20 protein-coding genes are annotated in these 25,914 nt (G+C 66.2%); 7 read left to right on the forward strand and 13 right to left on the reverse strand.

The features are described 5' to 3' along the window. Positions 1-2 precede the first annotated feature (2 nt). Complete coding sequence (locus AC5P8Y_RS00930; protein WP_005410314.1) at positions 3-602, reverse strand: NfuA family Fe-S biogenesis protein; 600 nt, start codon at positions 600-602, stop codon at positions 3-5. Between the two features lie 90 nt (positions 603-692). Between AC5P8Y_RS00930 and AC5P8Y_RS00935 the strand changes: the two genes are divergently transcribed. The 3 genes from AC5P8Y_RS00935 (at position 693) to zupT (ending at position 2,364) form a co-directional block, all read left to right on the forward strand. Continuing rightward, a complete protein-coding gene (locus AC5P8Y_RS00935) occupies positions 693-1,043 on the forward strand; it encodes a 4a-hydroxytetrahydrobiopterin dehydratase (protein WP_005410315.1) in 351 nt (116 codons plus the stop codon). Beyond that, a complete protein-coding gene (locus tag AC5P8Y_RS00940) occupies positions 1,040-1,456 on the forward strand; it encodes an energy transducer TonB (RefSeq protein ID WP_005410316.1) in 417 nt (138 codons plus the stop codon). Before AC5P8Y_RS00935 ends, AC5P8Y_RS00940 begins: the two co-directional genes overlap by 4 nt. A 98-nt stretch (positions 1,457-1,554) precedes the next feature. Beyond that, positions 1,555-2,364: a zinc transporter ZupT gene (zupT, locus tag AC5P8Y_RS00945; protein ID WP_033832930.1), complete on the forward strand. Its 810-nt coding sequence runs from the start codon at positions 1,555-1,557 to the stop codon at positions 2,362-2,364. Positions 2,365-2,451: 87 nt separating this feature from the next. On the opposite strand, the gene AC5P8Y_RS00950 is transcribed toward zupT, so the two are convergent. Further along, positions 2,452-3,426 carry an RluA family pseudouridine synthase gene (locus AC5P8Y_RS00950; RefSeq protein ID WP_012480803.1) on the reverse strand — a complete coding sequence of 325 codons (975 nt, stop codon included), beginning with the start codon at positions 3,424-3,426 and terminating at the stop codon, positions 2,452-2,454. Between the two features lie 407 nt (positions 3,427-3,833). Here AC5P8Y_RS00950 and AC5P8Y_RS00955 point away from each other — a divergent pair, with 407 nt between their 5' ends. Further along, a complete protein-coding gene (locus AC5P8Y_RS00955; protein WP_049402660.1) occupies positions 3,834-7,109 on the forward strand; it encodes an Rne/Rng family ribonuclease in 3,276 nt (1,091 codons plus the stop codon). Between the two features lie 224 nt (positions 7,110-7,333). On the opposite strand, the gene AC5P8Y_RS00960 is transcribed toward AC5P8Y_RS00955, so the two are convergent. From AC5P8Y_RS00960 to AC5P8Y_RS01005, 10 genes are all read right to left on the reverse strand, one after another. Beyond that, on the reverse strand, positions 7,334-8,218 hold the full coding sequence (locus AC5P8Y_RS00960) for an endonuclease/exonuclease/phosphatase family protein (RefSeq protein WP_049397928.1): 885 nt from the start codon (positions 8,216-8,218) through the stop codon (positions 7,334-7,336). Positions 8,219-8,220: 2 nt separating this feature from the next. Beyond that, positions 8,221-11,388 (reverse strand): discoidin domain-containing protein, encoded by a 3,168-nt coding sequence (locus tag AC5P8Y_RS00965; RefSeq protein WP_111108409.1) that lies wholly within the window; start codon positions 11,386-11,388, stop codon positions 8,221-8,223. After that, positions 11,385-12,221: a carbohydrate ABC transporter permease gene (locus tag AC5P8Y_RS00970; RefSeq protein WP_005410322.1), complete on the reverse strand. Its 837-nt coding sequence runs from the start codon at positions 12,219-12,221 to the stop codon at positions 11,385-11,387. The genes AC5P8Y_RS00965 and AC5P8Y_RS00970 overlap by 4 nt, the downstream gene beginning before the upstream one ends. Then, the gene (locus AC5P8Y_RS00975; protein WP_005410323.1) at positions 12,218-13,099 is read right to left on the reverse strand and encodes a carbohydrate ABC transporter permease; all 882 of its coding nucleotides are present in this window, start codon (positions 13,097-13,099) and stop codon (positions 12,218-12,220) included. Before AC5P8Y_RS00975 ends, AC5P8Y_RS00970 begins: the two co-directional genes overlap by 4 nt. Beyond that, positions 13,096-14,436, reverse strand: coding sequence for a sugar ABC transporter substrate-binding protein (locus AC5P8Y_RS00980; protein ID WP_111108408.1), 1,341 nt, complete (start codon positions 14,434-14,436; stop codon positions 13,096-13,098). Before AC5P8Y_RS00980 ends, AC5P8Y_RS00975 begins: the two co-directional genes overlap by 4 nt. A gap of 4 nt (positions 14,437-14,440) precedes the next feature. Further along, positions 14,441-16,000 (reverse strand): glucoamylase family protein, encoded by a 1,560-nt coding sequence (locus AC5P8Y_RS00985; protein ID WP_395760191.1) that lies wholly within the window; start codon positions 15,998-16,000, stop codon positions 14,441-14,443. A gap of 292 nt (positions 16,001-16,292) precedes the next feature. After that, complete coding sequence (locus AC5P8Y_RS00990) at positions 16,293-19,373, reverse strand: TonB-dependent receptor (RefSeq protein ID WP_024956628.1); 3,081 nt, start codon at positions 19,371-19,373, stop codon at positions 16,293-16,295. 76 nt (positions 19,374-19,449) lie between these two features. Continuing rightward, on the reverse strand, positions 19,450-20,487 hold the full coding sequence (locus AC5P8Y_RS00995) for a LacI family DNA-binding transcriptional regulator (protein WP_012480808.1): 1,038 nt from the start codon (positions 20,485-20,487) through the stop codon (positions 19,450-19,452). Between the two features lie 149 nt (positions 20,488-20,636). Next, the gene (locus AC5P8Y_RS01000) at positions 20,637-20,888 is read right to left on the reverse strand and encodes a BolA family protein (protein ID WP_032963317.1); all 252 of its coding nucleotides are present in this window, start codon (positions 20,886-20,888) and stop codon (positions 20,637-20,639) included. Between the two features lie 20 nt (positions 20,889-20,908). Continuing rightward, positions 20,909-21,208, reverse strand: coding sequence for a YciI family protein (locus AC5P8Y_RS01005; RefSeq protein WP_005410329.1), 300 nt, complete (start codon positions 21,206-21,208; stop codon positions 20,909-20,911). Between the two features lie 374 nt (positions 21,209-21,582). Here AC5P8Y_RS01005 and AC5P8Y_RS01010 point away from each other — a divergent pair, with 374 nt between their 5' ends. The 3 genes from AC5P8Y_RS01010 to AC5P8Y_RS01020 are packed head-to-tail and all read left to right on the forward strand — an operon-like array spanning position 21,583 to position 24,998. Further along, on the forward strand, positions 21,583-22,488 hold the full coding sequence (locus AC5P8Y_RS01010; protein ID WP_005410330.1) for a segregation and condensation protein A: 906 nt from the start codon (positions 21,583-21,585) through the stop codon (positions 22,486-22,488). Between the two features lie 13 nt (positions 22,489-22,501). Beyond that, a complete protein-coding gene (gene scpB, locus AC5P8Y_RS01015; protein WP_005410331.1) occupies positions 22,502-23,377 on the forward strand; it encodes an SMC-Scp complex subunit ScpB in 876 nt (291 codons plus the stop codon). After that, on the forward strand, positions 23,370-24,998 hold the full coding sequence (locus AC5P8Y_RS01020) for a pseudouridine synthase (protein WP_049402656.1): 1,629 nt from the start codon (positions 23,370-23,372) through the stop codon (positions 24,996-24,998). Before scpB ends, AC5P8Y_RS01020 begins: the two co-directional genes overlap by 8 nt. A 116-nt stretch (positions 24,999-25,114) precedes the next feature. Here the strand turns inward: AC5P8Y_RS01020 and AC5P8Y_RS01025 are convergent, their stop codons facing one another. After that, positions 25,115-25,903, reverse strand: a complete 789-nt coding sequence (locus AC5P8Y_RS01025; protein WP_049402655.1) for an AraC family transcriptional regulator — start codon at positions 25,901-25,903, stop codon at positions 25,115-25,117. Positions 25,904-25,914 lie beyond the last annotated feature (11 nt).

Here is a 25,914-nt window from a genome sequence, read left to right on the forward strand (position 1 = left end):
GATCAGGCGGCGTTGCCGCGAGGGATATACGGCGCGTGGCCACTGTCGTGGTCGGTCGCGTCGCGCACGGCGGTCACGCCCGGCACGCGGCCCATCAGTGTCTTTTCAATGCCCTGCTTGAGGGTCACGTCGGCCATGCCGCAGCCCTGGCAACCGCCACCGAAGCGCAGCAGCACCACGCCTTCGGCCGAAACTTCCTGCACGGCCACCTTGCCGCCATGCGAGGCCAGCTGCGGATTGATTTCGTTTTCCACCACCCAGTGCACGCGCTCGACCAGCGAGGCGGCATCGCCGGGCGCTTCGCCCTTGATGCGCGGTGCCTTGATGGTCAGCTGCTGGGTACCGGCACTGCCGGCGACGATGTCGATCTCGGCGCCATCGAGCCAACCGACGCTGCCGGCATCAACGTAGAGCGTGAAACCATCGCAGTCCACCGCCCACTCGTCGCCGAGCAGGTCGGTCGGTTCGGCGAACTCCAGCCGGGCGTCGGCGCGCGGAGTGCCGGGATCGACCGCGCTCAAGCGCACACCCATGCCGGGCACGCCCTCGCGTTCGATCAGCTTGCGGAAATGGGTCTGGGCAGTGTCGGAGATCTGGATCATCAGGCTATTCTAGCCAAGTAAGCGTCAGCCGCTCATTCGATTTATACACCGTCCGGCGCATTGTTCAGTCAACACGAGGTGGAGATTCCCATGGCCGACCTGATTCCACTGGCCCAGGCCCGTTGCGTGCCGCGCAAAGGCAGCGACCACAAGCTCGGCGAAGCCCGCCTGGCCGAACTGCTGCCGCAGATTCCCGGCTGGGAGCTGAGCGAGGGCGGACAGGCCCTGACGCGCACCTTCCGCTTCAAGGATTACTACGCCACCATGGCCTTCGTGAACGCGCTGGCCTGGATTGCCCACCGCGAGGACCACCATCCGGACCTGGGCGTGCACTACGACCGCGCTGTGGTGCGCTTTTCCACCCACGACGTGGGCGGCCTGAGCGAGAACGACTTCATCTGCGCTGCGAAGACTTCGGCCCTGACGGAGCAACTGCCATGAACGTACGCTTGCTGAGCCTGTCCCTGATTGCTGCGACCGGCCTGGCCGGCTGTGGCCCGTCGGAACCGCCGGCACCACCGCCGCCGCCGCCGACCGAAGTAGCCGCGGTGAAGACGCCGCCACCGCAGTACCCGCTTGAACTGGCCTGCATGGGCGTAGGCGGCACCAGCACCTTCAAGGTGACCATCGGCACCGACGGCAAGCCAAGCGAGGTCGCCCTGTTGACCGGCGCCGGCAACCCGCAGCTGGACGAACTGGCCAAAACGGCCGTTCAGGGCTGGCAGTTCAAGGCTGCCACCCGCAACGGCGCTGCCGTGCCGGCCACCATCCAGGTACCGGTCAGCTTCAACCCGCCGCAGCCGAAGCCCGATCAGTGCTTCGCCATCGAAGAACGCCTGCGCCGCGGCGGCTGATCGCGCGCGCCCCGACGAGGCCAGCCGACGCCCGCCTCGCCCTCCCCGCCCCGGGCTCATCCGGGGCGGCTGTCTGTTGACCAGGACCGCGTCGGTACATGCTGCAGATTCCCCCCGAAAATGTCTGGATCGCACTGGCGGTCACCCTCGCGGCCGGTCTGGCCACTGCCATCGGCAGCCTGCTGGTGCTGTTCTCGCGCCGCCCCAATCCGCGCCTGCTGGCGTTCGGCCTGGCCTTCGCCGGCGGCGCGATGGTCTACGTGTCGCTATCGGAAATCCTCAACAAGTCCATCGCATCGTTCGCCCTGGCCTATGGCGAGCGGACCGGCTTCACCTACGGCACCTTGGCCTTCCTGGCCGGCGTGATCGTGATCGTGCTGATCGATCACTTCATTCCCAATCCGCATGACAGCCTGGACAAACAGGACCCTGCATTCCGCGAAAACAGTCGCGAGTACCTGAAGCGGGTCGCGCTGCTGACCTCGGTGGCGATCACCGCGCACAATTTCCCGGAAGGCCTGGCGACCTTCTTCGCTACGCTGGAAAGCCCGTCGGTGGGCATGCCGCTGGCGTTCGCCATCGCCATACACAACATTCCCGAGGGCATCGCGATCGCGGTGCCGGTGTACTTCGCCACCCAGAACAAGCTCTACGCGTTCAGTGCCAGCCTGCTGTCCGGCCTGGCTGAGCCGGTGGGCGCGGCGCTGGGCTACTGGCTGTTGTCAGGATCGCTGTCGCACGCCACGTTTGGCTGGGTGTTCGGACTGATCGCCGGCGTGATGGTGTTCCTGGCGCTGGACGAGCTGCTGCCGGCAGCCAAGCGCTATGCCAAGGGCCACGAGACGGTATATGGCCTGGTGGCCGGCATGGGCACCTTGGCGATCAGCCTGGTGCTGTTCAAGTGGTGAACGGCCCAGAAGGGCGCATCCACGCATGGCGTGGATCTACCCGAACAAGGTAGCGGCCGGGCATGCCCCGGCGCTACCCGGCCATTGTCAGCGGAGGCGATCCAGCGCCTCGACCAGCTCATCGGCCAGCGGCGCGTTCAGCACATACGGGCTCTTGCCGTCGTCCAGCGCGAACTCCAGCGAGGCCGCGTGCAGGAACAGACGCTTCAGCCCGATCTGCTCACGAAGCCGCTTGTTGACCGCCGGATCGCCGTATTTGTCGTCGCCGGCCACCGGATGACCCAGGTGCTGGGCATGCACGCGGATCTGGTGGGTACGGCCGGTCTCGATGCGCACCTCGCAATAGGAATGGCCGCCGCGGCGCTCCAGCACCCGGAAGTGGCTGATCGATTCCTTGCCGATCGCGTTGACCTGCACATGGCGCTCGCCGCCCTGGCGCAGGCCGACATGCAGCGGCGCATCGACCGTCATCACCCCGTCGGGCATGCGCCCGGCCAGCAGGGTCAGGTAGCGCTTGCGGATGCCGGCGCCGTGGTCTTCACGCAGCAGCGCCTGCAGTTCGCTCAGCGCCGAGCGCTTCTTGGCCACGATCAGCAGGCCCGAGGTGTCGCGATCCAGCCGGTGGACCAGCTCCAGGGTCTGCCCCGGGCGCAGCGCGCGCAGGGTCTCGATGGCGCCGAAGCTGATGCCGCTGCCGCCGTGGCTGGCCACGCCGGTGGGCTTGTTCAGGGCCAGCAGGCGCGCGTCCTCGAAGACGATGGCCTGCTCCAGCCGGCGCATGAATGCCTCCGGGGGACCCACCTTGTCTCCCTCTTCAGTGAGACGAACCGGCGGCACGCGCACTTCGTCGCCCGCCTCCAGCTTGCGCTCGGCCTTGGCGCGGCCACCGTTGACCCGCACCTGGCCACTGCGCACCAGCTTGTAGACCAGGCTGCGCGGGGCCCCCTTCAGCTGGCCGAGCAGGAAGTTGTCCAGGCGCTGGCCGGCGCGGTCGGCGGGAACGGTGATCATGCGCACGGAAGGCTTGTCGCCAGCGGGCTTGGTGGGGTCTTGGGCGGTCATCAGGCTGTTTATTCTGTTACACTCGGGGGGCGAGATAAGGGATTGATTTCGTTGGAAGTTACTCAGGGCCAGAAGCCCAGCTTCCGACGAATCCGGCACAGTGCGCGACCACCGCCCGCGGGGCGGCCATGTTAGCGGCTCACCGGCCTTCCCGGCCATCGCCGGATGCCTGACACGCAACCGTGCTGAACATGTCCCGCGTGGCGCTCCAGCCTGGCTGACAGCTGCCTGCGGCCCTGCAACACCCAAAAACCATAAGAGTGAAGCGCTCCCGCGGCCTGCCGTGGTGTCGTAGCGCTGGAAACCCAAGCCGCCCTCCCCGCGCTTGCGCGAATGGGCGGCGAGCCGTGTCCAGAGGCGAAACCCCATGGCGTTCCGCGCGGTAGCCGCTTGCGAGGAACGCAACAATGAAGCGAATGCTGATCAACGCCACGCAGGCTGAAGAGCTGCGTGTTGCCATCGTGGATGGCCAGTCGTTGTATGACATCGACATCGAACAGCCGTCGAAGGAACAGAAGAAGTCCAACATCTACAAGGGCCGGATCTTCCGCATCGAGCCCTCGCTGGAAGCGGCCTTCGTCGAGTACGGCGGTGGCCGCCATGGCTTCCTGCCGCTGAAGGAAATCTCCCGCGACTACTTCCAGGCCGGTGTCGACCACAACAAGGCCGGCATCCGCGAGCTGCTGAAGGAAGGCCAGGAGATCGTCGTCCAGGTCGACAAGGAAGAGCGTGGCAACAAGGGCGCCGCCCTGACCACGTTCATTTCGCTGGCCGGCCGCTACATGGTGCTGATGCCGAACTCGCCCAGCGCCGGCGGCGTGTCGCGCCGCATCGAAGGCGAAGACCGGGCCGCGCTGAAGGACGCCCTGGACAAGCTGAACATCCCCGACGACATGGGCGTGATCATCCGTACCGCCGGCGTCGGCCGCGATGCGGAAGAGCTGCAGTGGGACCTGGACTACCTGCTCAATGTCTGGCGCGCCATTGCCGAAGCGGCACTGAGCAAGCCCGCCCCGTTCCTGATCTACCAGGAATCGCGCCTGATCGTGCGCGCCCTGCGTGACTACCTGCGCGCCGACATCGGCGAGATCCTGGTGGACACCGAGGAGATGTACGAGCACGCCCGCGAATTCATGCAGCAGGTGATGCCGCAGACCCTGCGCAAGCTCAAGCACTACAAGGACGACATTCCGCTGTTCAACCGCTTCCAGATCGAATCGCAGATCGAAGGCGCCTACGAGCGCAACGTGCGCCTGCCGTCGGGCGGCTCGATCGTGGTCGACCAGACTGAAGCGCTGACCGCGGTCGACGTGAACTCCTCGCGTGCCACCAAGGGCAGCGATATCGAGGACACCGCGTTCCAGACCAACCTGGAAGCGGCCGAGGAAGTGGCCCGCCAGCTGCGCCTGCGTGACCTGGGCGGCCTGGTGGTGATCGACTTCATCGACATGGCCTCCAACAAGCACCAGCGCGAAGTCGAGAACCGCCTCGCCAACGCGCTGAAGTACGACCGCGCGCGCGTGCAGGTCGGCCGCATCTCGCGCTTCGGCCTGCTGGAAATGAGCCGCCAGCGCCTGCGCCCGAGCCTGGGCGAGTCCAGCCAGATCGTCTGCCCGCGTTGTGACGGCCACGGCCGCATGCGCAGCGTCGAGTCGCTGTCGCTGTCGATCATCCGCGTGGCTGAAGAGCATGCGATGAAGGAGAACACCGGGCAGGTGCTGGTGCAGGCCCCGGTGGAGATCGCCAATTACCTGCTGAACGAGAAGCGCAGCGCCCTGCGCGAGATCGAACAGCGCCACGAGGCGCCGATCGTGATCGTCGCCGACGAGCAGCTGCACACCCCGCACTACACCGTGACCCGCCTGCGCGAGAACGAGCTGGGTGAAGAAAGCAGCAAGCCCAGCTACCAGCGCGGCACCCCGCGCAAGCTGCCGGTGCACGCGCTGACCAAGGGCCAGCTGAACATCCCGCCGCCGGCGGTGACCCAGGTCAAGCACACTTCCCCGGCCCCGGTGCGCGAGGAAGTGGAGCCGGCCGCGGCCGCTCCGGCCCCGGTCGCTGCAGCGCCTGTTGCGCCGGCCCCGGCGGGCGGCGTGATCGGTTGGCTCAAGCGCGTGTTCGGTGGCGAACCGGCGCCCGCGCCGGCACCGGCCGCCCCGGCTGCACGCCAGCAGCAGGACGGCGGTCGCAAGGACCGCAACAAGGATCGCAACAAGGACCGCAAGGACCGTCGCGACGACAATCGTGGCAATGGCAACGCGCAGCAGCAGAAGGATGGCGGCAACCGCAAGGACCGCGGCGAGCAGCGCAAGGACGGCCGCAACGGCAACAATGGCAATGCGCAGCAGCAGCCGCAGCAGGGCAAGCAGAAGGAGCCGCAGCACAAGGATGGCCAGCAGCCGCCGCAGCAGCAGAACAAGCCGCGCAACGAGCAGCAGGGCCAGAACCAGCAGCAGCCGAAGCTGAAGCAGCCCAAGCAGCCGCGCCCGCAGCAGCAGGACGGTGACAAGCCGGCCGAGAAGCCGCAGCGCAATGCCGCCGAAGCACCTGCCGAAGCCGTGACCGCAGCTGCAGCCGTAGCCGCTACGGCCGTCGCCGCCAATGGGGTGAACGCGCAGGAAGCCACCGCCCCGGTCGCCCCGGTGGAAGCGGCCGCACCGGTCGACACCGCTGCCAATGCGGCCAGTGCGACCGACGTGGTTGCAGTTGCCGGTGAAGAGGCTGCAACCGACGCCAATGGCGAGCAGGCTGGCGAAGGCGCAACCCGCCGTCGCCGTGGCCGTCGTGGTGGCCGTCGTCGTCGCCGCGGTGGCGCCGAGAACGCCGCCGGCAGCGACGCCCTGGGTGATGACCAGGACGAGGGTGATGACGGTGATGACGCCGACAGCGCCGAGCCGAACATCGACAGCACTGCCGGCATTGCGCCGGTCGCGGCTGTGCAGCCCACGCGTTCGCAGCCGGAGTTCGACTTCGATGACGAAGTCGAACCCGCCGCTGTCGACGCCGAGAAGCCGGCCCGTGCTTCCGCCGCCGTTGTCGCCGCGCCGGTCGCGGTGGTGAGCAGCGCCGTGGTCGAAGCCGCCGCCCCGGTCGTGGCTGAAGTGCAGGCACCGGTCGAAGCTGCGAAGACCGAAGCGGTGTCCTCGCCGGTGCAGACCAGCATGCTCGATGCCATCGACGCCGCGACCCCGGTCCAGCCGGTCGCCGCTGCCGCACCGGTCGCCAACGCCACTCCGGTGGTGGACGCTGCTGCGCCGGCCATCGAAGCAAAGCCGGTTGTGGTTGAAACGGCCGCGGTGGTTGAAGCCGCTCCGGTGATCGAAGCGAAGCCGGTCGCAGTCGAGGCCGCGCCGGTCGTGGAATCGAAGCCGCAGGTGGTTGAAGCAACCCCGGTGGTTGAAACCAAGCCGGTGGCCAGTGAGAGTGCCCCGGTGGTGGAGGCCGCCCCGGCCGTTGAAGCCACGCCGGTCGTCGAGACTGCGCCGATCGTGGAACAGCCGGTCGCTCCGGTAGCGGTCGAAGCCGCACCGATCGAAGCCGCCTCCCCGAGCGCTGATGCGGTGGTGACGCCGTCGATCGATCCGGTCGCCGATGGCCATGCCGACGCTGCAGCCCAGGCTGCAGAAGCCAAGGCTGATGAAGAAGACGACGAGGCCGCCAAGCGCACGCCGCCGGCGAACTGATCGCTCCTTGATAGCGTGAAAGCGAAACGGCGGGGATCAATGATCCCCGCCGTTTTTGTTTGTGCTTCGGGCCGAACCGTGCCAACCAAGGTTGGCACCCACCAGGGCACAACCCGCGCACGGCCACCGCTTTGGTAGAGGTCAACCTTGGTTGGCGCCGTTGATCGAGTGCACGCGGACACGCCCGTGCCAACCAAGGTTGGCACCTACCCAAGCGTGTCCCGTCAGGGTTTCGGCGCGAACTGCAGGCGGGTCCACACGCCGTAGTGGTCCGAGGCCCAGCGACCGCTGTCGTCGGGCTGGTCGAACAGGATCTTCGCCTCGCGCGCGACCATCTCGTCCTGCTGGAAGAAGATGTGGTCGATCCGCGACGGCGCCTGGTAATAGTGGCGGTTGAGCGTACTGACCCCGGACAGATCGGTGTTGACGTGCACGCTGCCGTAACTGTCGCCGTAGTGGCTGCGCAGCTCGCTCAGATCGCCGGCATCCACCAGTGCATTGAAGTCACCTGCGATCACCACCGGCGCGCCCGCCGACGTCGCGCTGATGAAGCGCAGCAGGTCCTCGACCTGGCTGCGACGGATGCGTTGTCCGCTCTCATCACTGCGCTCGTTCAGATGCGTGGCGTAGACGTTTACCGGCGTGCCATCGACGTCGATGCGCAGGTGGGCCACGGTGCGGTAGTCGTCCAGGGGCTGCAGCAGATGATCCCCCTGGGCAAGGATCGGCCGCCGGGTCAGAAGCGCATTGCCGTAGCGCTTGGGCGCGCCGACCGCATCGGTGGACACGAACACGTACCTGTAACCAAGTTGGCTGGCCAGCCATTGCGCCTGGTTTCGCACGTTGCGGCGTTGGATCACCTCCTGCAGGGCAACCGCATCCGGCTGCAGGCGCTTGAGTTCGGCCAGGATGGTGCGGCGCCGGCGTGGCCAGTCCTCGCGGTCATGATGCAGATTGAAGGTGACCATGCTCATGCCTGGCGCGGTGGCGACATCAGCCGCTGCCCCGGCGGCTGGATCGGCCGCCATCGCGGCGCCCGGCAGTGCCAATGCAATGGCCAGCCCCAGGGCGCGCACGATCGTGCGCACTCTTGCCCCCTGCTGCTTCATCGTTACTGCCCCTTGCGCTCGGCGCGGCGCACCGCGCTCGGTACATCGATCTCGACCCGCGCCGGCAGCTGGTGCACGTGCAGTTCCTTGTTGACCCATTCGGCCGCTTCGCCGTTGATGGTCGCCTCACCCGGATCACCGGCGTACGGCCATGGCAACACCACGCCACCGAGCGGTGGCACCAGGCCGGGCTGCACCTCCAGCACCAGCTGCTTGTCGCTGCGCTGCAGGCGGTAGTTGAGCTGGCCCTGCGGCGTGCGCAGGCCCTGCACGGCGATGCCCTCGCCCTGCAGCCAGGCGCTCGGAATGCCGGCGGCCAGCACCAGCGCATCGTCCATGTCACGGCTGTACGCGAACATGTCCAAGGCCGAGCGCACGAAGTCCGAGGCTACCCAGGCGTGCGGCAGGTCACCGACGAAGAACGGCTTGCGCGGCGTGCGCGAGACCACCTCGGCCCACTGGTTCCAGGCCTGCGGCGCACGGTCCCTGAAGAAGAACTCGGTGGCCTGCCAGGCGCGGTCACGCCAGCCCAGGCGTACGAACGCCGCCACGTTGCGCCACTCGTACGGGGTGTAGTCCTTCCACTCACGCTTGCCGTCGCGGCGGGCCACGAACTCCTTCCAGTAGCGCTCGAAGGTCGCCTCCAGCGCCTGTTGGGGCAGTCGGCCCTGCTCGCCGCCCGGCGCCAGCGCGATGGTGGTCGAGGTCGCATCGAAATCGCCCAGCTCGGCCGAGCCCGGCAGGTAGTCGATGTCGTGCTGCTGGATCGCCGACAGCAGCGAGGCCTGCAGGTCATCACGGAACTGGTCACGCGATCCGGCGATCTGCATCGCCTCGACCTTGCCCAGTTGGGCCGCCAGCGATGCCGCGTCCTTGTAGCCGCGCAACGCCCAGAAATTATCCCAGTACGAATGCATCGGCTTGGCCGAATAGCCTTCGTGGCTGATCGAGGCCGGCATCATGCCGTAAAAGGCAGGATTGCGCGCGCGGTTCTCCTCGGTGCGCTCGCTGGCGCGCAGCTGCTCCATGTAGTTGTAGGCGCCCTGCACGTGCGGCCACATCAGCTCGGTGAACGTGCTGTCGCCGGTGTAGCGTCCATACTCGGCAATGCTGTAGATCAGTTCGCCATGGCTGTCGTTCTCCGGTACCGGGTCGCTGCCGCGCGCGTCGACGCAGCACGGCACCTTGCCGTTCTCGAACTGGTACGGCGCATACCAGTTGATGTAGTCACGCACGGCATCGCTGCGCCCCATGCGCAGCAGGCCCTCGGAAATCATCGCGCCATCGCGGATCCAGCTGCGCGCGTACGAGCGCGTGCCCGGCTGCAGGCGTGGGCCAACCCGCGAGATCAGCATGTGCGCGACGGCCGTGCGCAGGGTATCGACCAGTGCCTGGCCCGCAGCCGGCACCTGCAGCGAGACCACGCCCAGCTTCTGCCGCCATTGATCGGCCACCTGCGCCTGCGCCCTGGCCACGTCCAGCGCCTGCGGCGCCCAGCCACCGGTCTGCGGCAGCACCACCGCCACTTCGCGGCTCTGGCCGGGCTCGAGCTTGATCGTGTACATCAGCGCACCCGACGCCATGCCGGTGCTGTCCTTCACTGCGGTCGTGGCCGGGTACTTGCCGCTTTCCAGATGCATCGCATCGAGCTTGCCATCGAACGTACTGGCAAAGCGCGCATCCGGCACCTGCAGCGGATAGATGCGCGGCTCACCGTTGACCCGAACCAGCTGTTCGCCCACATCCAGTGCATCGATGCGGCTGAAACCACCGACGGTGTTGAGGAACTGGGTGGGCGGGTTGACCTGCCACGGACGGATTGCCAGCGCCAGGGTGTACTCGTGGGCGACCTTGTCTGGATTGCTCAGCCGGTAGCGGCCGATCAGCTGCGCGCGCTCGGGCGTGCCCTGCACGAAACTGGTCACCGAAAGCCCGGCCTTCTCATGCACCCAGTCGACGGTGGCGATCGGCAGGTAGTGTTCCTGCAGCGACTGGGTGATGGCGACCTTCGACCAGTCCAGCAGCTTGCCGTCCAGGCGGATGAACGGCTCGATGCTGAAGCTGCCCTTGGCCGGCTCCAGCGCGCCATCTTCGCTGATCAGCGCCTGCTCCTGGCCACCATCGAGGCCGAGCAGGGTCCAGTACGGCTGTTCGCCCACATAGGCACGCGGCAACGAGCCACGCGGCAGATCGGCGGCCACCGAGGACAGGAAGGCATTGGGCGTGGCGGCGAACGCCAGCGGCTTGAGTGCGATGTCACGGATGCCATAGCGCCAGTTCGGGCCATCGCGCAGATCGAAACGCACGTAGCGCGCGTCGGTATCCGGCAGCGCCAGCCAATCGCGCCCCCCCGCACCGCCGGTCACCTCGCGCACAGTGCGCCAGTCCCGGCCATCCTCGGACGTCCGCACGGTGTAGCGATTGGCTTCCAGGTTCGGCAGCCAATCGATCACTACACCGCCGATCTCGCGGCTCTTGTGCAGGTCCAGGCTGATGGTCTGCTGCTTGACGCCACCGCTGATCCAGAACGTGTCGCTCTTGCCGTCGATCATACGGTCCTGCAGCGCGGTGGCCGTATCGGCAATCACCGATGGCACCAACGCCGAATCATCCTGCGGCGGCAGGCCCTGCAGGGTCAGCTTGTCGAAGCACACCGTGCCGCGGCCACCGACCTTGCTGTAGATCGTGAACTCGACGGCGGCGCTTCGTGCCATCTCCTTCTCGGGCGAGGGACCCCACGCCTTGTCGATCTGGCGGCGGCGGTACTCGACCGGCGTCCACGCCTTGGGGAAGCTGTAGCCGGGCCGGTTGACCCACCAGACGTTGTCGCCGCTGGCATCGATCAGCTTGAACTGCAGGTCGTTGCCCGGCGATTCGCCACGCAGCTGGAATCCGAAGCGGTAATTGACCGGGTATTCGATGTTCAGCGCGCGGCGGATGCCGACGTAGCCGGAGACATCGTGGAAGTCATAGTCCAGGCACAGCGCGCGGCCACCACCGGCGCCACTGACCGGGCGCAGCGAACCGCTGACCTGATCGGACAGCACAAGCGTCCAGGCTGCGATGTCGTCGAAGTCGTCCAGCACCTTCGGTGCCGGCAGCGCCGGAGGTGCGGCGATCGCCAGGGAAGTCCACAACAGGCCCAGTCCAACGGCGATCGCTCGCTTCATCCCTTGACGCTCCCCAGCAACAGACCTTGGATGTAGTACCGCTGCAGCACCAGGAACAGCGCCAGCACCGGGACCACGGTGACCACCGCGCCAGCCATCATCATTTCCACGTCCATGATGTGCTCGCGCGAGAGGGTGGCCAGCGCCACCGGCAAAGTGTAGTGCTCCTGGTCGGTCAGCACGATCAATGGCCACATGAAATCGTTCCATGCGCCCATGAAGGTGAAGATCGCCAGGGTCACCAGCACCGGCTTGAGCATCGGCAGCACAATCTGGAAGAAGATGCGCAGCTCCCCTGCCCCGTCGATGCGCGCCGCTTCCAGCAGTTCGTCCGGGATGGAACGCGCGTACTGGCGTACCAGGAAGATGCCGAACACGCTGGCCAGCGCTGGCACGATCACGCCACCGAAGCTGTTGACCAGGCCCAGCTGCTTCATCAGCAGGAACAGCGGCAGCATCGCCACCTGCGCCGGAATCACCAGCGCCGCCATCAGTACCTGGAACAGGCGCTCGCGGCCGACGAAGTTGAGCTTGGCGAAGGCGTAGCCGGCCATGGTGTTGAGTAGCAGCGAACCGACCGTGATGCCGAGCGACACCAGCAGGCTGTTGGCGAAGTTGCCGCCCATGCCAGTGCGCGCGAACAGCTCATGGTAGTTGTGCGTGGTGATGCTGGAAGGCAGCAGCGGCGGCGGGAAATGGCTGGCCTCGCCCTGCGGCATGAACGAGACCGAGAGCATCCACAGCAGCGGTGCCAGGCTGACCAGGGCCAGCACCAGCAACGCACCATTGATCAACCACGGGTACCAGCGCGACTGGCCGATTTCACGACTCATACCAACTGCCTCTTGCGGCCGAAACGCAGCATCACGGTGGTCACCGCCAGGATGATCAGGAACAGCAGGAACGCCACGGCGGAGGCGCGTCCCAGGTTCCACCACTTGAAGCCTTCCTCGAACATGAAATACAGCACGCTGACGGTGCTCTGCAGTGGGTCGCCGCGGGTCATCACGTAGGGTTCGGCGAACAGCTGGAAGTAGCCGGACACGGTAATCACGCCGACCACCAGCAGCACCGGGCCGAGCATCGGCAGGGTGATGTGCAGGAACTGCTTCCAGCGCGAGGCACCGTCGATGCGCGCGGCCTCGTACAGGTCATGCGGGATCGCCTGCAGGCCGGCCAGGAAGATCACCATGTTGTAGCCGAAGTTCTTCCACACCGCGAACAGCATGATGGTCGGCATCGCCCAGTTGGGATCACCCAGCCAGTCGATCGGGCTGATGCCCAGATGGCCCAGGCCGTAGTTCACCAGACCGTAGCTGGTATGGAACAGGTAGCGCCAGATCACCGCCACCGCCACCAGCGTGGTCACCACCGGCGCGAACAGCGCGGTGCGGAACAACGCCTTGAAGCGTGCGGCCGGCGCATTCAGCAGCATTGCCGCGCCCAGCGACACGCCGATCGACAAGGGCACGCCGATCAACACGAAGTAGGTGGTATTCCACAGCGACTTCCAGAACATCGGTGTCTGCAGCAGATCGATGTAGTTGCCGAGGCCGACAAAGCGCAGGTTGCTGCTGTCAGCCAGGGCATACAGGTCGAAGTCGGTCACGCTCAGCGCCAGCGCCGAAGCCACCGGCAGGCCGAAGAACACGCCCAGCACGATCAGCGAGGGACCGGCGAAAATCCAGCCGGCGAGTGAAGTACGTTTCATTGCGCGCTCCCGGCGGCCACGGCACTGCTCGATTGCGGCGACGGAACGCGCTGCTGCAGGCGTTGTTGTTCATGCATCCAGCGGCGCTTTGCCAGCACCTTGTCCACGCGCTGGTCGAGTTCTTCGACGGCCTTGTCCTGCGGCAGGCCACCGCGCACCACCTTCTCGGTGACGATGCGCATTTCCTGCACGATGCGCTCCCATTCGAGCACCTTCGGCGTCGGCTTGACCCGCTCCAGCTGGTCACGGAACGATGCGGCCAGCGGATCGTTGGCCAGCGACGGCGCACTCCACGTGCTGCGGCGCGGCGGCAGGTCGCCGATGATCGAATGGAAACGTGCCTGGATCTGCGGGCGCGACAGGAACTCGATCAGCTTCCACGACGCCTCCTTCTGCTGCGACTTGCGGAAGATCACCAGGCTGGTGCCACCGGCGATGCCCGCGCCCGGACCCTCCGGCCCCGGCAGCGCTGCGGTGCCCCACTGCCCTTCCAGTTCCTTCGGCTGCAGCTTCTTGAACTCGCGGATGTTCCATGGGCCGGAAATGTAGAAGACGTTGAAGCCGCGGAAGAACTCATCCCAGACGTTTGAGATCTGCGTCTCGGACATCTTCGGCGCCCAGCCCTGCTCGAACATGTTGGCGTAGAACGCCAGCGTGCGGCGGAAGCCGGGGCTGCTGAAGTTGCCGCGGGTGTCATCATCGCGCAGCAGCGGATCGGGCTGCTGCAGTGCCAGCGACAGCTGCTGCTCGAACTCGTTGATCGGCATCAGCACCGCATAGCGGTTCGGGCCCTGCATGCGCTTGATCGCTGCCATCTGCTCATCCCACTCCTGCCACGTGCGCGGCGGGTGGTCGTAGCCGGCCTTGGCCAGCAGGTCCTTGCGGTAGTAGATCAGGCGTGTATCGACATACCACGGCACGCCCACCAGCTCGCCGTGGATCACGTTGGTGTCCCAGATGCCCTGGAAATAATCATTCTCATCGACCACGGCAGAGCGATCGACGAACGGCTGCAACGGGGTAAGCGCATCGAGCTCGGCGAACTCCGGCACCCAGGTGTTGCCGAGCTGGCACACGTCCGGCAGGCCGTCGGCGGCGAACGCGGTCAGCAGCTTTTCGTGCGCAGCGGTCCACGGGATGTTCTGCACGTCCACCTTGATGCCCGGGTTCTCGGCTTCGAACTCATGGATCAGTTCGCTGACCACCTCGGCTTCCCGGCCCATTGCCCAGAAGCGCACAGTGGTGGTGCCCGGTTCGGTGCGGGCGCAGCCGGCCACGGCCAGTGCGGCCAGGGCTGGCAGTGTCCAGCGGCGCAGACGGTCGATCCAGTTCGGCATCGGGTTACTTGCCCTGGCCTGTGTTGCGGTTGGCATTGTTCTTCTGTTCCTGCGCGGCAGCCGCGCGTGATTCGGCGATACCCACCGCGCGTGCCGCCGCGGCCTTTTCGTCTTTCTGCAGTTCCAGCGGCTGGAACGAACCTTCCGGCGCCAGCCAGCCACCACTGAACCCCGCCCGCTCCAGGCCCTTGCGGATGTACGGGTTCTTCTTCATCACTTCCCAGACGAAATCATTGCGGTAGTTGGCGATCATGGTCAGGATCGGCCCCTGGTCGATGGCAATGTAGTCGCTGGCGACCCAGCCACGATCCGGCACCACGCGACCGGTCTTGATCGGGATGTCGTAGTTGAAGCTGGGATTGAACGAATCCAGGAAGCCGTAGCTGGAATAGATGTAATCGCCGTAGCGCTTGTGCATCTCCAGCGTGGCCGGGATCACCTGTTCCGGCGCGAACACCACCGACGCGATCGCGGCGGTCGGAGCGATGGTGCCGTCATCGAAGTTCTCGCGCAGGCCAGCGCCGCGCGAAGAGTAATGGCGGAACTGGCGCTGCTCGCCACGGTATTCCTGCGTGGTGTTCTGCGGGCCATCGCTGGCGGTCAGGCCCCAGACGTTCTCGCCGTAATCCTTCCACTGCATCGGGTTGGCGATGGCGTACTCACGCTGGGCAAGTGCGGCCGAGCGGCTGTTGAGGAAGTAGGTACTGCCGCGCTCGCGCATGTAGGCGTCCTGGATGTCGCGGAAGTCGATCCAGACGTGGCTGTACTGGTGGCCGAACAGCGGGCCGAAGGACAGGTATTCCTGGCCCTGGTAGACCCCCCAGTCGTTGTCATAGGTGCGCGTCCACACCGTCCACGCATCCGGGCTGACCGGGTGCGTCGGCGAACCCAGGGCAAGGATGTAGACCATCATCGCCTCGTTGTAGCCCATCCAGTCGTGGTCGATGAAACCGCTCTCGGGGAACCAGCCCATCGAGATCAGCGGCGCACGCTGCTGCAGCCAGGGCCAGTCGACCTTCTTGTACAACGTGTCGGCGATCTGGCGGATTTCCTTCTCGCGCGGATCGTCACCGTCGTAGTACGACTGCGCGAACAGCACCCCCATCATCAGCAGCGCGGTATCCACCGAGGACAGTTCGACCCAGCTGTCGTAGCGACGGCCTTCCTGCATGTCCAGGAAGTGGTAATAGAAGCCCTTGTAACCCGCCTTGCCGGTACGCTGCGGGCCCATCGGCACGTCGCGGAAGAATTTCAGGGTAGTCAGGGTGCGGTCGATCGCCTGGTTGCGGCTGACCCAGCCGTTCTCGATGCCGATCGGATACGCGGTCAGTGCGAAGCCGACCGAGGCGATGCTGGCGAACGGCCGCGACGGATAGCGGTCCGGGGTCAGGCCATTGATCTCGTTGGTGGTATCCCAGAAGAACTGGAAGGTGCGGCGCTCGATGTCATCGAACAGCGGCGGCAGCTCAGGTTTCATCGGCCGCGGCGGTGCATCGGCCTCGATCAGGATCACCGGCGGCCGCGGCTTGGCAGGCTCCTGCTGGGCCGGCTGGCAGGCGGCCATGGCCAGGCTCAACGCTGCGGCGGACAACAGATGACGTGCCTGCATGGCGCGATTTCTCCGGTGGTCTGATCGATGGGAAAGCATACCGTCCAATGATCTGAAATCGTTTACAAGGTGCGTTCTTAAAAAACCACGAAAAACGTGGTTCGACACCGCGATCATTGCCCATGCCGATGCCCCCTGACCGGCAGCGGCATGGGCAATGGACCGGCGCAGGGCCGGCCATTGCCGTTTTCACGCGACCGATGCCGCCGGCGGAGCGGCGGCATCGGGGTCATGCATCCATCCGGGCTTAGAAGCGGAAGCCCACTTCGGCCTTGACCTGGCGCGGCGTACCGACGATGTCGCCGGTCTCGTTGTAGCTCACCAGCAGCTTGCCGTCGCTCTTCACGTAGTTCAGGTTGGAGAAGTTGTCAAAGTTGAGCACGTTGATGATGTCGATACGCGCATACAACTCGGTATCGCCGGCCAGCTTGAAGGTCTTGGTCGCCTGCAGGTCAAGCGACCGGTAGCCGAAGATCTTGCCGCCGAGCAGGAAGCGGCCATTGCCCCCCGGGTAGCCGGCGGCCGGGGTCGGCAGGCAGTTCGGGTTGCCGGCCTGTGCCACGCAGGACCAGTCGTTGCCCGCCACCGGGGTGGCCAAGGTCAGCTTGCCACCGAAGGTGATGCCCCAGAAGCCATCGTAGGAGCCCGTGACCACCAGGCGGTGGCGCGGCGCGCCGTTGGACTTGATGTATGGGTATTCGCCGATGGTGCCGCGATCGAACGAGTAGTGCTCGTCAATGTTGCGGTTGTGGCGCGCAGTGGTCCAGGTATAGGCAATCGAGGTACCCCAGCCGCTTTCCTTGGTGTACGGCTTCTGCGCCGACAGCAGGATCTGGGTAGCGCGGGTCTTGATGCCCTGCTGGCCAATGATCAGGCTGCCGAAGCCCGGGATGTTGCAACCCCACGGTTGGCCGTAGGTTGGCTTTTCGGCACCACACAGCATCTGGTTGTCGAAGAAGTTGCCGTTGCGGAAGCGATTGCCCAAAGTGTAGGCGAAGCCATCATAGGTCAGCGTGCGCGAGATGGTGGCGTCGGTCAGCCACTCCCCGATCTGGTTGCTCATGCCCAGACTGAACTGGTCCGCGTAGGGCACCTTCAAGTTGTTGTTGAGCAGGTCCACTTCCAGGCCTTCGTTGCTGGTACTGCCCAGCAGGGCCTGCACGTTGCCAATGCCATTAAGCAGGTTCGGGTTCCAGTCGAAGCACGGGTTCTGCCCGTACAGGCAGGCTCCGCTGCGCGGGTCGCGGAAGTACACGGTCGGCTGCGGCAGGGCCAGCTTGGTGGTTTCCAACGCCAGGTAATCGAAAAGATCACGGTCGTAGGAACGACCGGCGCCACCATGGATCACATGCTGCTCGTCGGCATTGATGTCATACGAGAAGCCCAGCCGCGGCTGCCAGGCATCCTTGAATGCCTTGCGGTTGTGGCCGTTACTGATGTAGTCGTTGATGTTCAGGCCGCTCAACGCGAGCGTCTGCGCGTAGCTCTGCCCGGCCGGGCCATGCGGATCCTGCGCATTGAGCGCGCTGACCACTTCCGGCGGAGTCACGAAGTCCAGGTAGGTCGGGTTCTTCTCGTAGTCCCAACGCAGGCCCAGGTTCAACTGCAGGTGGTCGTTGACCTGCCAGTCGTCCTGAATGAACAAGCCGATCTGCGTGGTCTTCGAGCGCACTTCCGGCAACACGCCACTGACCCCAGTAATCGGCTTGGTGAATTGCGCCTTGTACGGCGTATCAATGCCGAATTCCGGGTTGCCCACGGTGTAGTAGAACTGCGGGTTGATCTGCTGCGCGTCGGAGGCGTACAGATTGATCTTCTTGTACTTGGCGCCCATCTTGATGGTGTGGTCGCCAGCCCACTCCAAGCCGTCCAGGGTCAGGTTGTCTTCGATCGACCAGCCCTTCTGGCCCTTCACCTGCGAGGCGAAGGCGCTGGCACCACCGATTTCCACAATGGTGCGTTCCTGCGGAGTGTTGCCGTCGATGTCACGGCCGTCCGGCGCGGTGTACACGTAGCCGTTGCCCAGAGTCAGCGGCAGCGGGTTGTTGAACGACTTCTCGTGGGTGACCATCAGCTCGTTGTAGAAGCGCTCACCGCTGTGATTCCAGCGCAGCGCGAAACGACGGTCTGTGTTGTCAGTGACCTTGCCATGTTCCTTGGAGGTCTGGTCACTGAACTGCTGCTGGTTCTCGTCACGATCCTGGACTGTGAACTCGATGCGGTCGTTGTCGGTCGGCTCGACGTCGATCTTGGCGAAGATCAGGTCCTGCTTGAACGGCTGGCTGGCCGGGCCCAGGCCGGCGGCGGCCGCCGCCGGCAGCTGCGAGGCAGCGCTGGTGACCGCGCCATTCGGGGCAATGGTCACTGGCAGATCGAAACGCTTGGCTTCGTAGGTCACGAAGAAGTGGGCCTTGTCCTTGATGATCGGGCCGCCCAGCGCGAAGCCGTATTCCTTCTCCGCCGATTCTTCCTTGCTCTTTCCCGGCTGGCGTTCGGCCGGGGTCATCGCACGCATATTGTCGTTGGTGTAACGATAGAAGGTCTCGCCCTTGAACTCGTTGGTACCCGACTTGGTCGCGGCGGTGATCGCGGCGCTGGACACCTGGCCGTACTCGGCCTTGTAGTTGCCGGTGATGACCTTGTACTCGCCGATGGCCAGCTGCGGGAACGGGTTACCGGCACTGCCGGACTGACCGGCCACGCCGCCGCCCTTGACGTAGCTCTTCTGGCCCACGCCGTCGATGTAGACGTTGGTGCCGTCAGCGTTGGTAGCGCCGCCGCGCAGCGAGGTGTTGCCCTTGGCGTCGCGGGTGAAGATCATGCCCGGCACTGCGTCGGCGAACTCCAGGAAGTTGCGCGAGACCTGCGGGGTGGTCTGGATCTGCTGCAGGCTGACGGTCTTGCCGACTTCGGACGTGCGCACTTCCTGCAGCAGGGTCGGCGCGACGACGTTGACAGTGTCCAGGTTGGTGGCTGCGGTCGTACCCGGGGTGCTGCTGGCAGCGCCGGCAAAGTTCAGGGTAGCGGTCGAGGCCACGGTGACGGTGACCTTCTGCGACTGGCCGTTGGCGACCACGTCATAGGTGCCCGGGTCCAGGCCCATCAGCGAGTAGCTTCCATCGGCACGGACGGTACCGCGACGGACGGTGCCGGTGGCCACGTTGGTGGCGGTCACCTCGGCGCCGGCCTGCGCGCCGGAAACCTGGCCGCGCAGGCTGGCATTGGCCGACTGCGCCATGACGTTCGGAGCAGCAGCCAGCATCAGGCAGCTGACCAGTGCGGTGCTCAGCAGCCGGCGTGCCGGCGTGCGGAAGGTGGTGTGCATCATCAACTCAATCTCCGGGTGGCGGTAACCGCTTGCGCGGTCCCTGCGATCAATCAAAAAAGAAGGAACGCCTCCGGCTTCAACGGCCGGATGGCGGAGTGGTGGAATCGCGAACTATCAAGCGGGGAACCAGGGTCTGCTTGTCCCCTGTCCCATCCGTGGAGGTGCCGTCCATCAACTGCATCAGGCGCGTCATGGCCCGATCGCCGAGTTCGGCGATGCTGACCTGCATGGTGGTCAGCGACGGGTGGACGAAACGCGCCAGTGGAATGTCATCGAAACCGGCCAGGGCGACGTCGGACGGAACGTGGACACCTGCCTGCGTGAACGCATACAGGCAACCCAGCGCCATCATGTCGTTGGCGGCGAACACGGCATCAGGCAGCGCTCCGGCTGCCAACAACTCCTGACCGGCGCGATGGCCGGAAGCTTCGTCGAAATCACCGGGCAGCTCGATGCCTTCGGCGTCACTGCCGAAAGCCGCCAACGCGTCACGGAAGCCACGCAGGCGCTCGCGCGCGTCGAAGTTGAGGTCCGGGCCAGAAATGAAAGCGATACGGCGGTGACCCGCGTCAAGCAGATGGCGGGTCATCGCCATCGCACCGGCATGGTCATCGATGCTCAGCACCGGGTGGTCCTGCCCGGGCAGATAGGTGTTGATCAACACCGTTGGCAACGACTGCGGCAGGTTGTCGGTAAGGAATCCCGGGCTCTCCGCATAGGGCGAGAGCACCAGCAGGCCGTCGACGCGGCCGCGCATGGCGCGCAGGGCCGCGCCCTGCTGCTCCTGGTCACCGTGGTAACTGGACACCAGCAGGTGCTGGCGGCGGTTGCGGGCGACGTTGTCGATGCCGCGCATCAGCTCGGAGAAGAATTCGCCGTACAGGTCAGGCAGTACCACGCCCACCGTATTGGTGCGACGGCTGCTGAGGCTGCGGGCGGCGGCGTGCGGGGTATAACGCAGCCGTGCGGCCACCTCCAGCACAAGCTGGCGGACCGGTTCGGCGACATTCTCATGCCCGTTGAGCGCGCGGGAAACCGTAGCCACGGAGACCCGGGCTTCGCGAGCGACGTCTTTGATTGTGATAGCTGCCTTGTTCACGAAGCCGCCCTCCACGGCTTGGACCTACCAGCATTGGCGCGGAATGTAAGCGTTTCCATCTGGGCTTGTAAACAGTCCGTTAGGCGAATGTCCTGAAATGGACATGGAAATCTGTCTGTGGCGGGCCCGCTGACGGACCCGCCAGGACAGTGTGGGACAAGGGCTCAGCCCTGTTCTGACGGGGTCAATGCACGAATGGACAGCGCGTGGATGTCGGTCTCCATCATCGCGCCCAGCGCGGCATAGACCGCGCGATGCCGGGCCAGTGGACCCAGTCCGGCGAAGCGTTCACTGACCACATGCACGTTGAAATGGCCGCGGCCATCGCGCGCACCGGCGTGGCCGGCATGACGATGACTGTCGTCTTCGATTTCCAGCACGCTGGGGGCCAGCGCCTGCTGCAGTGCGTCACGCATCCGCTCGATCCGCTCCGCGTTCACGGCAGGACCTTGCGGAACGGACGCACCTGTACATGGGTGTAGACGCCCGCGGCTACGTAAGGGTCGGCATCAGCCCAGGCCTGGGCCTGCACGAGCGACTCGAACTGCGCGATCACCACCGAACCACTGAAGCCGGCCGGGCCCGGGTCCTCGCTGTCTACTGCCGGGCACGGTCCGGCCAGCAGCAGGCGGCCTTCGTCGCGCAGCGCGTGCAGGCGCGCCAGGTGTTCCGGACGTGCCTGCAGTCGCTGTGCCAGCACGTCCTGGCCGTCATAGCCTTCAATCACATACCACACGGCATTTCCTCGCTTGCGTTGTCGGGTGCGCAGATTCTAGCCAATGCCGCCCTCGCCCCAGCCCGGCTGGACACTGGCGCGACAAAGGCTTACCCTAGACACCATTGCACGTGGCTGGATGCAGCAGCCCGTCGGTTTCTGCGGCCAATGCAGCCCCCGACGACGGTCCCGCTGCTTCGAACCGGACCACCTGGCCGGGCCACGTAGACGACCTCCCTGTAGTTCCGTCGCCGCCGTTTCCTGCGGCGCGTCCTGCTGTTTGATATGTGTGGAATCGCGCCGATCCCGGCGTGTCTGGTGCCGTGGGGCGCCGTGGCGTTGGCCCGGTGAACCCGCTGCCGCGACTGGTCCGATGCAATCCTGATGTCCATTAGATGACTTCCGAACTCGCGCTCGACGCGAACCCGCCAACCCGGCCGCCCGCCCCCCAGCAGCAGGAAATGCCGCTGGCCGTGGTGCATGGGCAACCGGTCCTGCAGATTCCGCAGGACCTGTACATCCCGCCGGACGCGCTGGAAGTCATCCTGGATGCCTTCGAAGGCCCGCTGGACCTGCTGTTGTACCTGATCCGCCGCCAGAACCTGGACGTACTGGACATTCCCGTGGCCGAGATCACCCGGCAGTACGTGGAATACATCACCGTGATGCGCGAGCTGCGCTTCGAGCTGGCCGCCGAGTACCTGGTCATGGCCGCGATCCTGGCCGAGGTGAAGTCGCGCATGCTACTGCCGCGCCCGGTCAGCGAGGAAGGCGATGAGGCCGACCCGCGCGCCGAACTGGTGCGCCGCCTGCAGGAGTACGAACGCTTCAAGCAGGCCGCCGAGGACATCGACGCCCTGCCCCGCCAGGACCGCGACACCACGGTGGCACACGCCTTCATGCCCGAACGTGCTGCGGTGAAGCTGCCGCCGCCGGTGGACCTGAAGGAAATGCTGCTGGCCCTGCACGACGTGCTCAAGCGCGCCGAGCTGTTCAGTGGCCACGCCATCAAGCGCGAGGCGCTGAGCGTGCGGCAACGCATGGGCGAAGTGCTGGGCCGGCTTGAAGATGGCAAGTTCTACCGTTTTGAAGGGCTGTTCACCGCAGAAGAAGGCAAGCTGGGCGTGCTGGTCACGTTCCTGGCGGTGCTGGAACTGGCCAAGGAACAGCTGCTGGACATCGTCCAGGAAGAGCCGCTGGCGCCGATCTACGTGAAGTCCCTGGCCGCCGGCAACACCAATGCCCCGCTGCAGTTCAGCAGCGAGTTCGACGACAACGACGCCGCCAACGAGAACGAGTGAGCGCTGACTGCCGATGGACCAAACGCTGATCAACCGCATTGTCGAGGGTGCCCTGCTGGCCTCCAGCCAGCCGCTCACCCTGGCCCAGCTGAAAGACCTGTTCCCGGAAGAGGAGCCGGCACCGCCGGGCAGCATCGAACGTGCGCTTGAGCGCCTGCGCGAAGCCTGCGAAGGCCGTGGCGTGGAACTGGTCGAGGTCGCCTCCGGCTTCCGCTACCAGGTGACCGGCGAAGTGCATGGCTGGATCAGCCGGCTGTGGACCGAACGCAAGACCCGCTATACCCGTGCCACCCTGGAAACCCTGGCGCTGATCGCCTACCGGCAGCCGATCACTCGTGGCGAGATCGAGCAGGTGCGCGGCGTGGCGGTCAGCAGCAACATCATCCAGGCGCTGGAGGAACGCGAGTGGATCCGCGTGGTCGGCCACCGCGACGTGCCCGGCAAGCCTGCCCTGTTCGGCACCACCAAGGGCTTCCTGGACTACTTCGGCCTGAAGCGCCTGGACGAGTTGCCGCCGCTGTCGGAACTGAAGGACCTGGGCGAGCTGGAACCCCAGCTGGCCCTGGACCGCGACGCACCGGCCGCCGCCAGTGCCGAGGGTCCTGACATTTCAGCTGGCGCCGATGGCGCTGCTGCCAACGATGACGCCGGTCTGGCCGGCAGCGACACCCCCGATTCCGCCGACGCAGCGTCTGCGTCGGCTTCCGATGAGCAAGCACCTTCGCCCCTTGATGATGGGCACCCCGATTCCGCGCCGGGCGAGCGCGCGGTGCCCCTGAACGAACGCGAAGACAACGCCGTCGCGATGACGACCGTGGCTGTTGACCAAGCCGATTCCGAACCAGAGGCCGACCCCGAAACCGTCGGCCGGAGCAAAACTGATGAGTGACACCCCCCGTAACAAGCTCTCGCTCAAGCGCGAAGCCACCTCCGAACAGTTCAAGCTGGAAGAGCGCCTGCACAAGGTGCTGGCCCAGGCCGGCCTGGGTTCGCGCCGCGCGCTGGAACAGCGCATCGCCGAAGGCCTGGTCAAGGTCAACGGTGAAGTCGCGCAGACCGGCATGTCGGTCAAGAGCGGCGACAAGATCGAGCTGGATGGCCGCGGCTTCGTCGCCACCGCCCTGGCCGAACCGTCGCGCGTGCTGGTCTACAACAAGCCGGAAGGCGAAGTGACCACCCGCGAAGACCCCGAAGGCCGCCCGACCGTGTTCGAATCGCTGCCGCCGCTGAAGGGCGCGCGCTGGATCGCCATCGGCCGCCTGGACATCAACACCACCGGCCTGCTGCTGGCCACCACCGACGGTGAACTGGCCAACGCCATGATGCACCCGTCGTTCGAGGTCGAGCGCGAGTACGTGGTGCGCGTGCGTGCGCCGGAAGGCGAGGAAAAGGTCTCCGACGCCATCGTCGACCGCCTCAGCCGTGGCGTCGCGCTGGAGGACGGTCCGGCCAAGTTCGATGAGATCGAACGCATCGGCGGCACCGATTCGCACGACTGGTTCCGCGTCGTGGTGAAGGAAGGCCGCAACCGCGAAGTGCGCCGCCTGTGGGAATCGCAGGGTTGCCAGGTCAGCCGCCTGAAGCGCACCCGCTACGGCAAGGTTAGCCTGCCGCGCGAACTGGCCCGTGGCCATTCGGTGGAACTGGGTACCGCCCAGGTGGAAGCGCTGCGTGCGCAGCTGAAGCTGGAAGAAGGCGCACCGTCGGCTCTGACCCTGCAGCCGGTGATCGGCCAGCGCCGCGCCGCCAAGACCACCGTGCGCGTGCGCGAAGGTGGCCGCGGCAATGCCTACGTCAATGGCCACAACACCGCTGACGAAGGTCGCGAGCTGCGCCGTTTCGACAACGTCCGCGAAGACCGCGGCCGTGGCCGCGGCGGCAAGGGCGGCGGTTTCAAGGGTGGCCTGACGGTCAGCGGTGAAGCAGCAGCCAAGCAGTCGCAGAGGCCGTTCAAGCAGCGCACCCAGAAGAACGACCGTTCGCTGCCGGAAGGCAACCCGGCCGCGTTCCGCACCTGGTACGTGCCGGATGGCGTGAGCACGGGCCCGAGCGGCCATCGCAATGCCGGTCCGGGCGCGCGCGGCCCGGGTACCCGTGGTCCGGGCGCAGGCGGCCAGGGCCGTCCGTACGGCAAGCCGAAGGGTCCGGGCGCCGGTGGCGGACAGGGCCGTGGCGGTTTCGGCGGTGAAGGCCGTGGCGGCGCAGGCGGCCAGGGTCGTCCGGCCGGTGCCGGCAACCGCTCGCAGGGCCAGGGCAACAAGCACCCGTATGGCCATCCGGGCAATGCCCCGAGCTTCCCGTCCGACCACGCCACGCCGGGCTTCAACCCGTATGGCAGCCCCAAGCCGGCGCAGGGCGCCCGTCCGGGCGGTCGTGGGCCGGGTGGTGGCAACCGTGGTCCGGGCGGCAATCGCGGCCCCGGCGGTCCGGGTGGCAACCGTGGCCCAGGTGGCCCCGGCGGCAACCGCGGTCCGGGCGGCCCGCGCCGCAGCGGCCCGCGCGGCGGCTGATCACCGGCACGCCTGAAATGAAAAACCCCGGCGCAGGCCGGGGTTTTTCGTTGAAAAGGGGACGGAGGGGATTAAGTCGTTTTTGCCACGGCCTGTGTCAAAGGGGCGAGAGCGACTTAATCCCCTCCGTCCCCTTTTGCGTGGCGCTGGAACGCGGCGGGTGTGGTGCCGGTCATGCCGCGGAAGAAGGCGATGAACGGGCTCTCGGCGGAGAAGCCGGTGTCCTGCGCCACGTGCGCCACGCGTTGGCCAAGCAGCAGCAACTCCATGGCCCGCATCAGGCGCCATTGCTGGCGCCAGGCCTGGTAGCTCATGCCGGTATCACGCTGCATCAACCGGCCGACGGTACGCGCGCTCAGGCCCGTGCGCGCGGCCAGCTCCCCCAGTTCGGGCGGCAGCTGTTCGGCCACCGGGAGGCACCGTGCGATCCGCGGATCACGAGGCAGAGGCAGGTCCATCGGCGCCACCGGTGCAGCAGCGATTTCCAGCACGCACAACGCCAGTTGGTGGTGCGCGCGCGGCGACTGCCAGTCATGGTCGAACGGCGCCTGCGCGATCGGCTCCAGCAAGGCCTGCAGCAGCGGCCCCACGCCGATGATCGCAGGCTGCCGGGGCAGCTGGGCCGACAGCGCGGCGTCGAAGTACAACGAACGGTAGTCGACCGCCTGGCGCATCTGCGCGCGATGGAGCAGCCCGCCCGGAATCCACGCGGCACGCGCGGGCGGCAGCAGGCTGATGCGATCACCGTAGGTCAGGCGCGTGCAGCCCTGCCGGGTGTACAGCAGCTGCGCGCGTGCATGCTGGTGCCAACCCGAGTCGTGATCCGCCAGTGAGGCTGCAATCCCCAGCACCGGAGCACTCCAGGCATCGGCGTCGAAGTGCGCGTGCGGCTGCAACCAGGCCATGTCTGATTTCA

The organism is Stenotrophomonas sp. YJH_SMC_12-1 (genome assembly GCF_059370935.1).

What these genes read in the sequence shown, in the direction of transcription:
- AC5P8Y_RS00975 (WP_005410323.1), bottom strand. Translation starts at nt 13,099, where the DNA reads ATGAAACGTACTTCACTCGCCGGCTGGATTTTCGCCGGTCCCTCGCTG.
- AC5P8Y_RS00930 (WP_005410314.1), bottom strand. Translation starts at nt 602, where the DNA reads ATGATCCAGATCTCCGACACTGCCCAGACCCATTTCCGCAAGCTGATC.
- AC5P8Y_RS00950 (WP_012480803.1), bottom strand. Translation starts at nt 3,426, where the DNA reads ATGACCGCCCAAGACCCCACCAAGCCCGCTGGCGACAAGCCTTCCGTG.
- zupT (WP_033832930.1), top strand. Translation starts at nt 1,555, where the DNA reads ATGCTGCAGATTCCCCCCGAAAATGTCTGGATCGCACTGGCGGTCACC.
- AC5P8Y_RS01020 (WP_049402656.1), top strand. Translation starts at nt 23,370, where the DNA reads ATGAGTGACACCCCCCGTAACAAGCTCTCGCTCAAGCGCGAAGCCACC.
- AC5P8Y_RS00985 (WP_395760191.1), bottom strand. Translation starts at nt 16,000, where the DNA reads ATGGCCGCCTGCCAGCCGGCCCAGCAGGAGCCTGCCAAGCCGCGGCCG.
- scpB (WP_005410331.1), top strand. Translation starts at nt 22,502, where the DNA reads ATGGACCAAACGCTGATCAACCGCATTGTCGAGGGTGCCCTGCTGGCC.
- AC5P8Y_RS00965 (WP_111108409.1), bottom strand. Translation starts at nt 11,388, where the DNA reads ATGAAGCGAGCGATCGCCGTTGGACTGGGCCTGTTGTGGACTTCCCTG.
- AC5P8Y_RS01000 (WP_032963317.1), bottom strand. Translation starts at nt 20,888, where the DNA reads ATGCGTGACGCACTGCAGCAGGCGCTGGCCCCCAGCGTGCTGGAAATC.
- AC5P8Y_RS01010 (WP_005410330.1), top strand. Translation starts at nt 21,583, where the DNA reads ATGACTTCCGAACTCGCGCTCGACGCGAACCCGCCAACCCGGCCGCCC.
- AC5P8Y_RS01025 (WP_049402655.1), bottom strand. Translation starts at nt 25,903, where the DNA reads ATGGCCTGGTTGCAGCCGCACGCGCACTTCGACGCCGATGCCTGGAGT.
- AC5P8Y_RS00970 (WP_005410322.1), bottom strand. Translation starts at nt 12,221, where the DNA reads ATGAGTCGTGAAATCGGCCAGTCGCGCTGGTACCCGTGGTTGATCAAT.
- AC5P8Y_RS00990 (WP_024956628.1), bottom strand. Translation starts at nt 19,373, where the DNA reads ATGATGCACACCACCTTCCGCACGCCGGCACGCCGGCTGCTGAGCACC.
- AC5P8Y_RS00940 (WP_005410316.1), top strand. Translation starts at nt 1,040, where the DNA reads ATGAACGTACGCTTGCTGAGCCTGTCCCTGATTGCTGCGACCGGCCTG.
- AC5P8Y_RS00960 (WP_049397928.1), bottom strand. Translation starts at nt 8,218, where the DNA reads ATGAAGCAGCAGGGGGCAAGAGTGCGCACGATCGTGCGCGCCCTGGGG.
- AC5P8Y_RS00955 (WP_049402660.1), top strand. Translation starts at nt 3,834, where the DNA reads ATGAAGCGAATGCTGATCAACGCCACGCAGGCTGAAGAGCTGCGTGTT.
- AC5P8Y_RS00935 (WP_005410315.1), top strand. Translation starts at nt 693, where the DNA reads ATGGCCGACCTGATTCCACTGGCCCAGGCCCGTTGCGTGCCGCGCAAA.
- AC5P8Y_RS00980 (WP_111108408.1), bottom strand. Translation starts at nt 14,436, where the DNA reads ATGCCGAACTGGATCGACCGTCTGCGCCGCTGGACACTGCCAGCCCTG.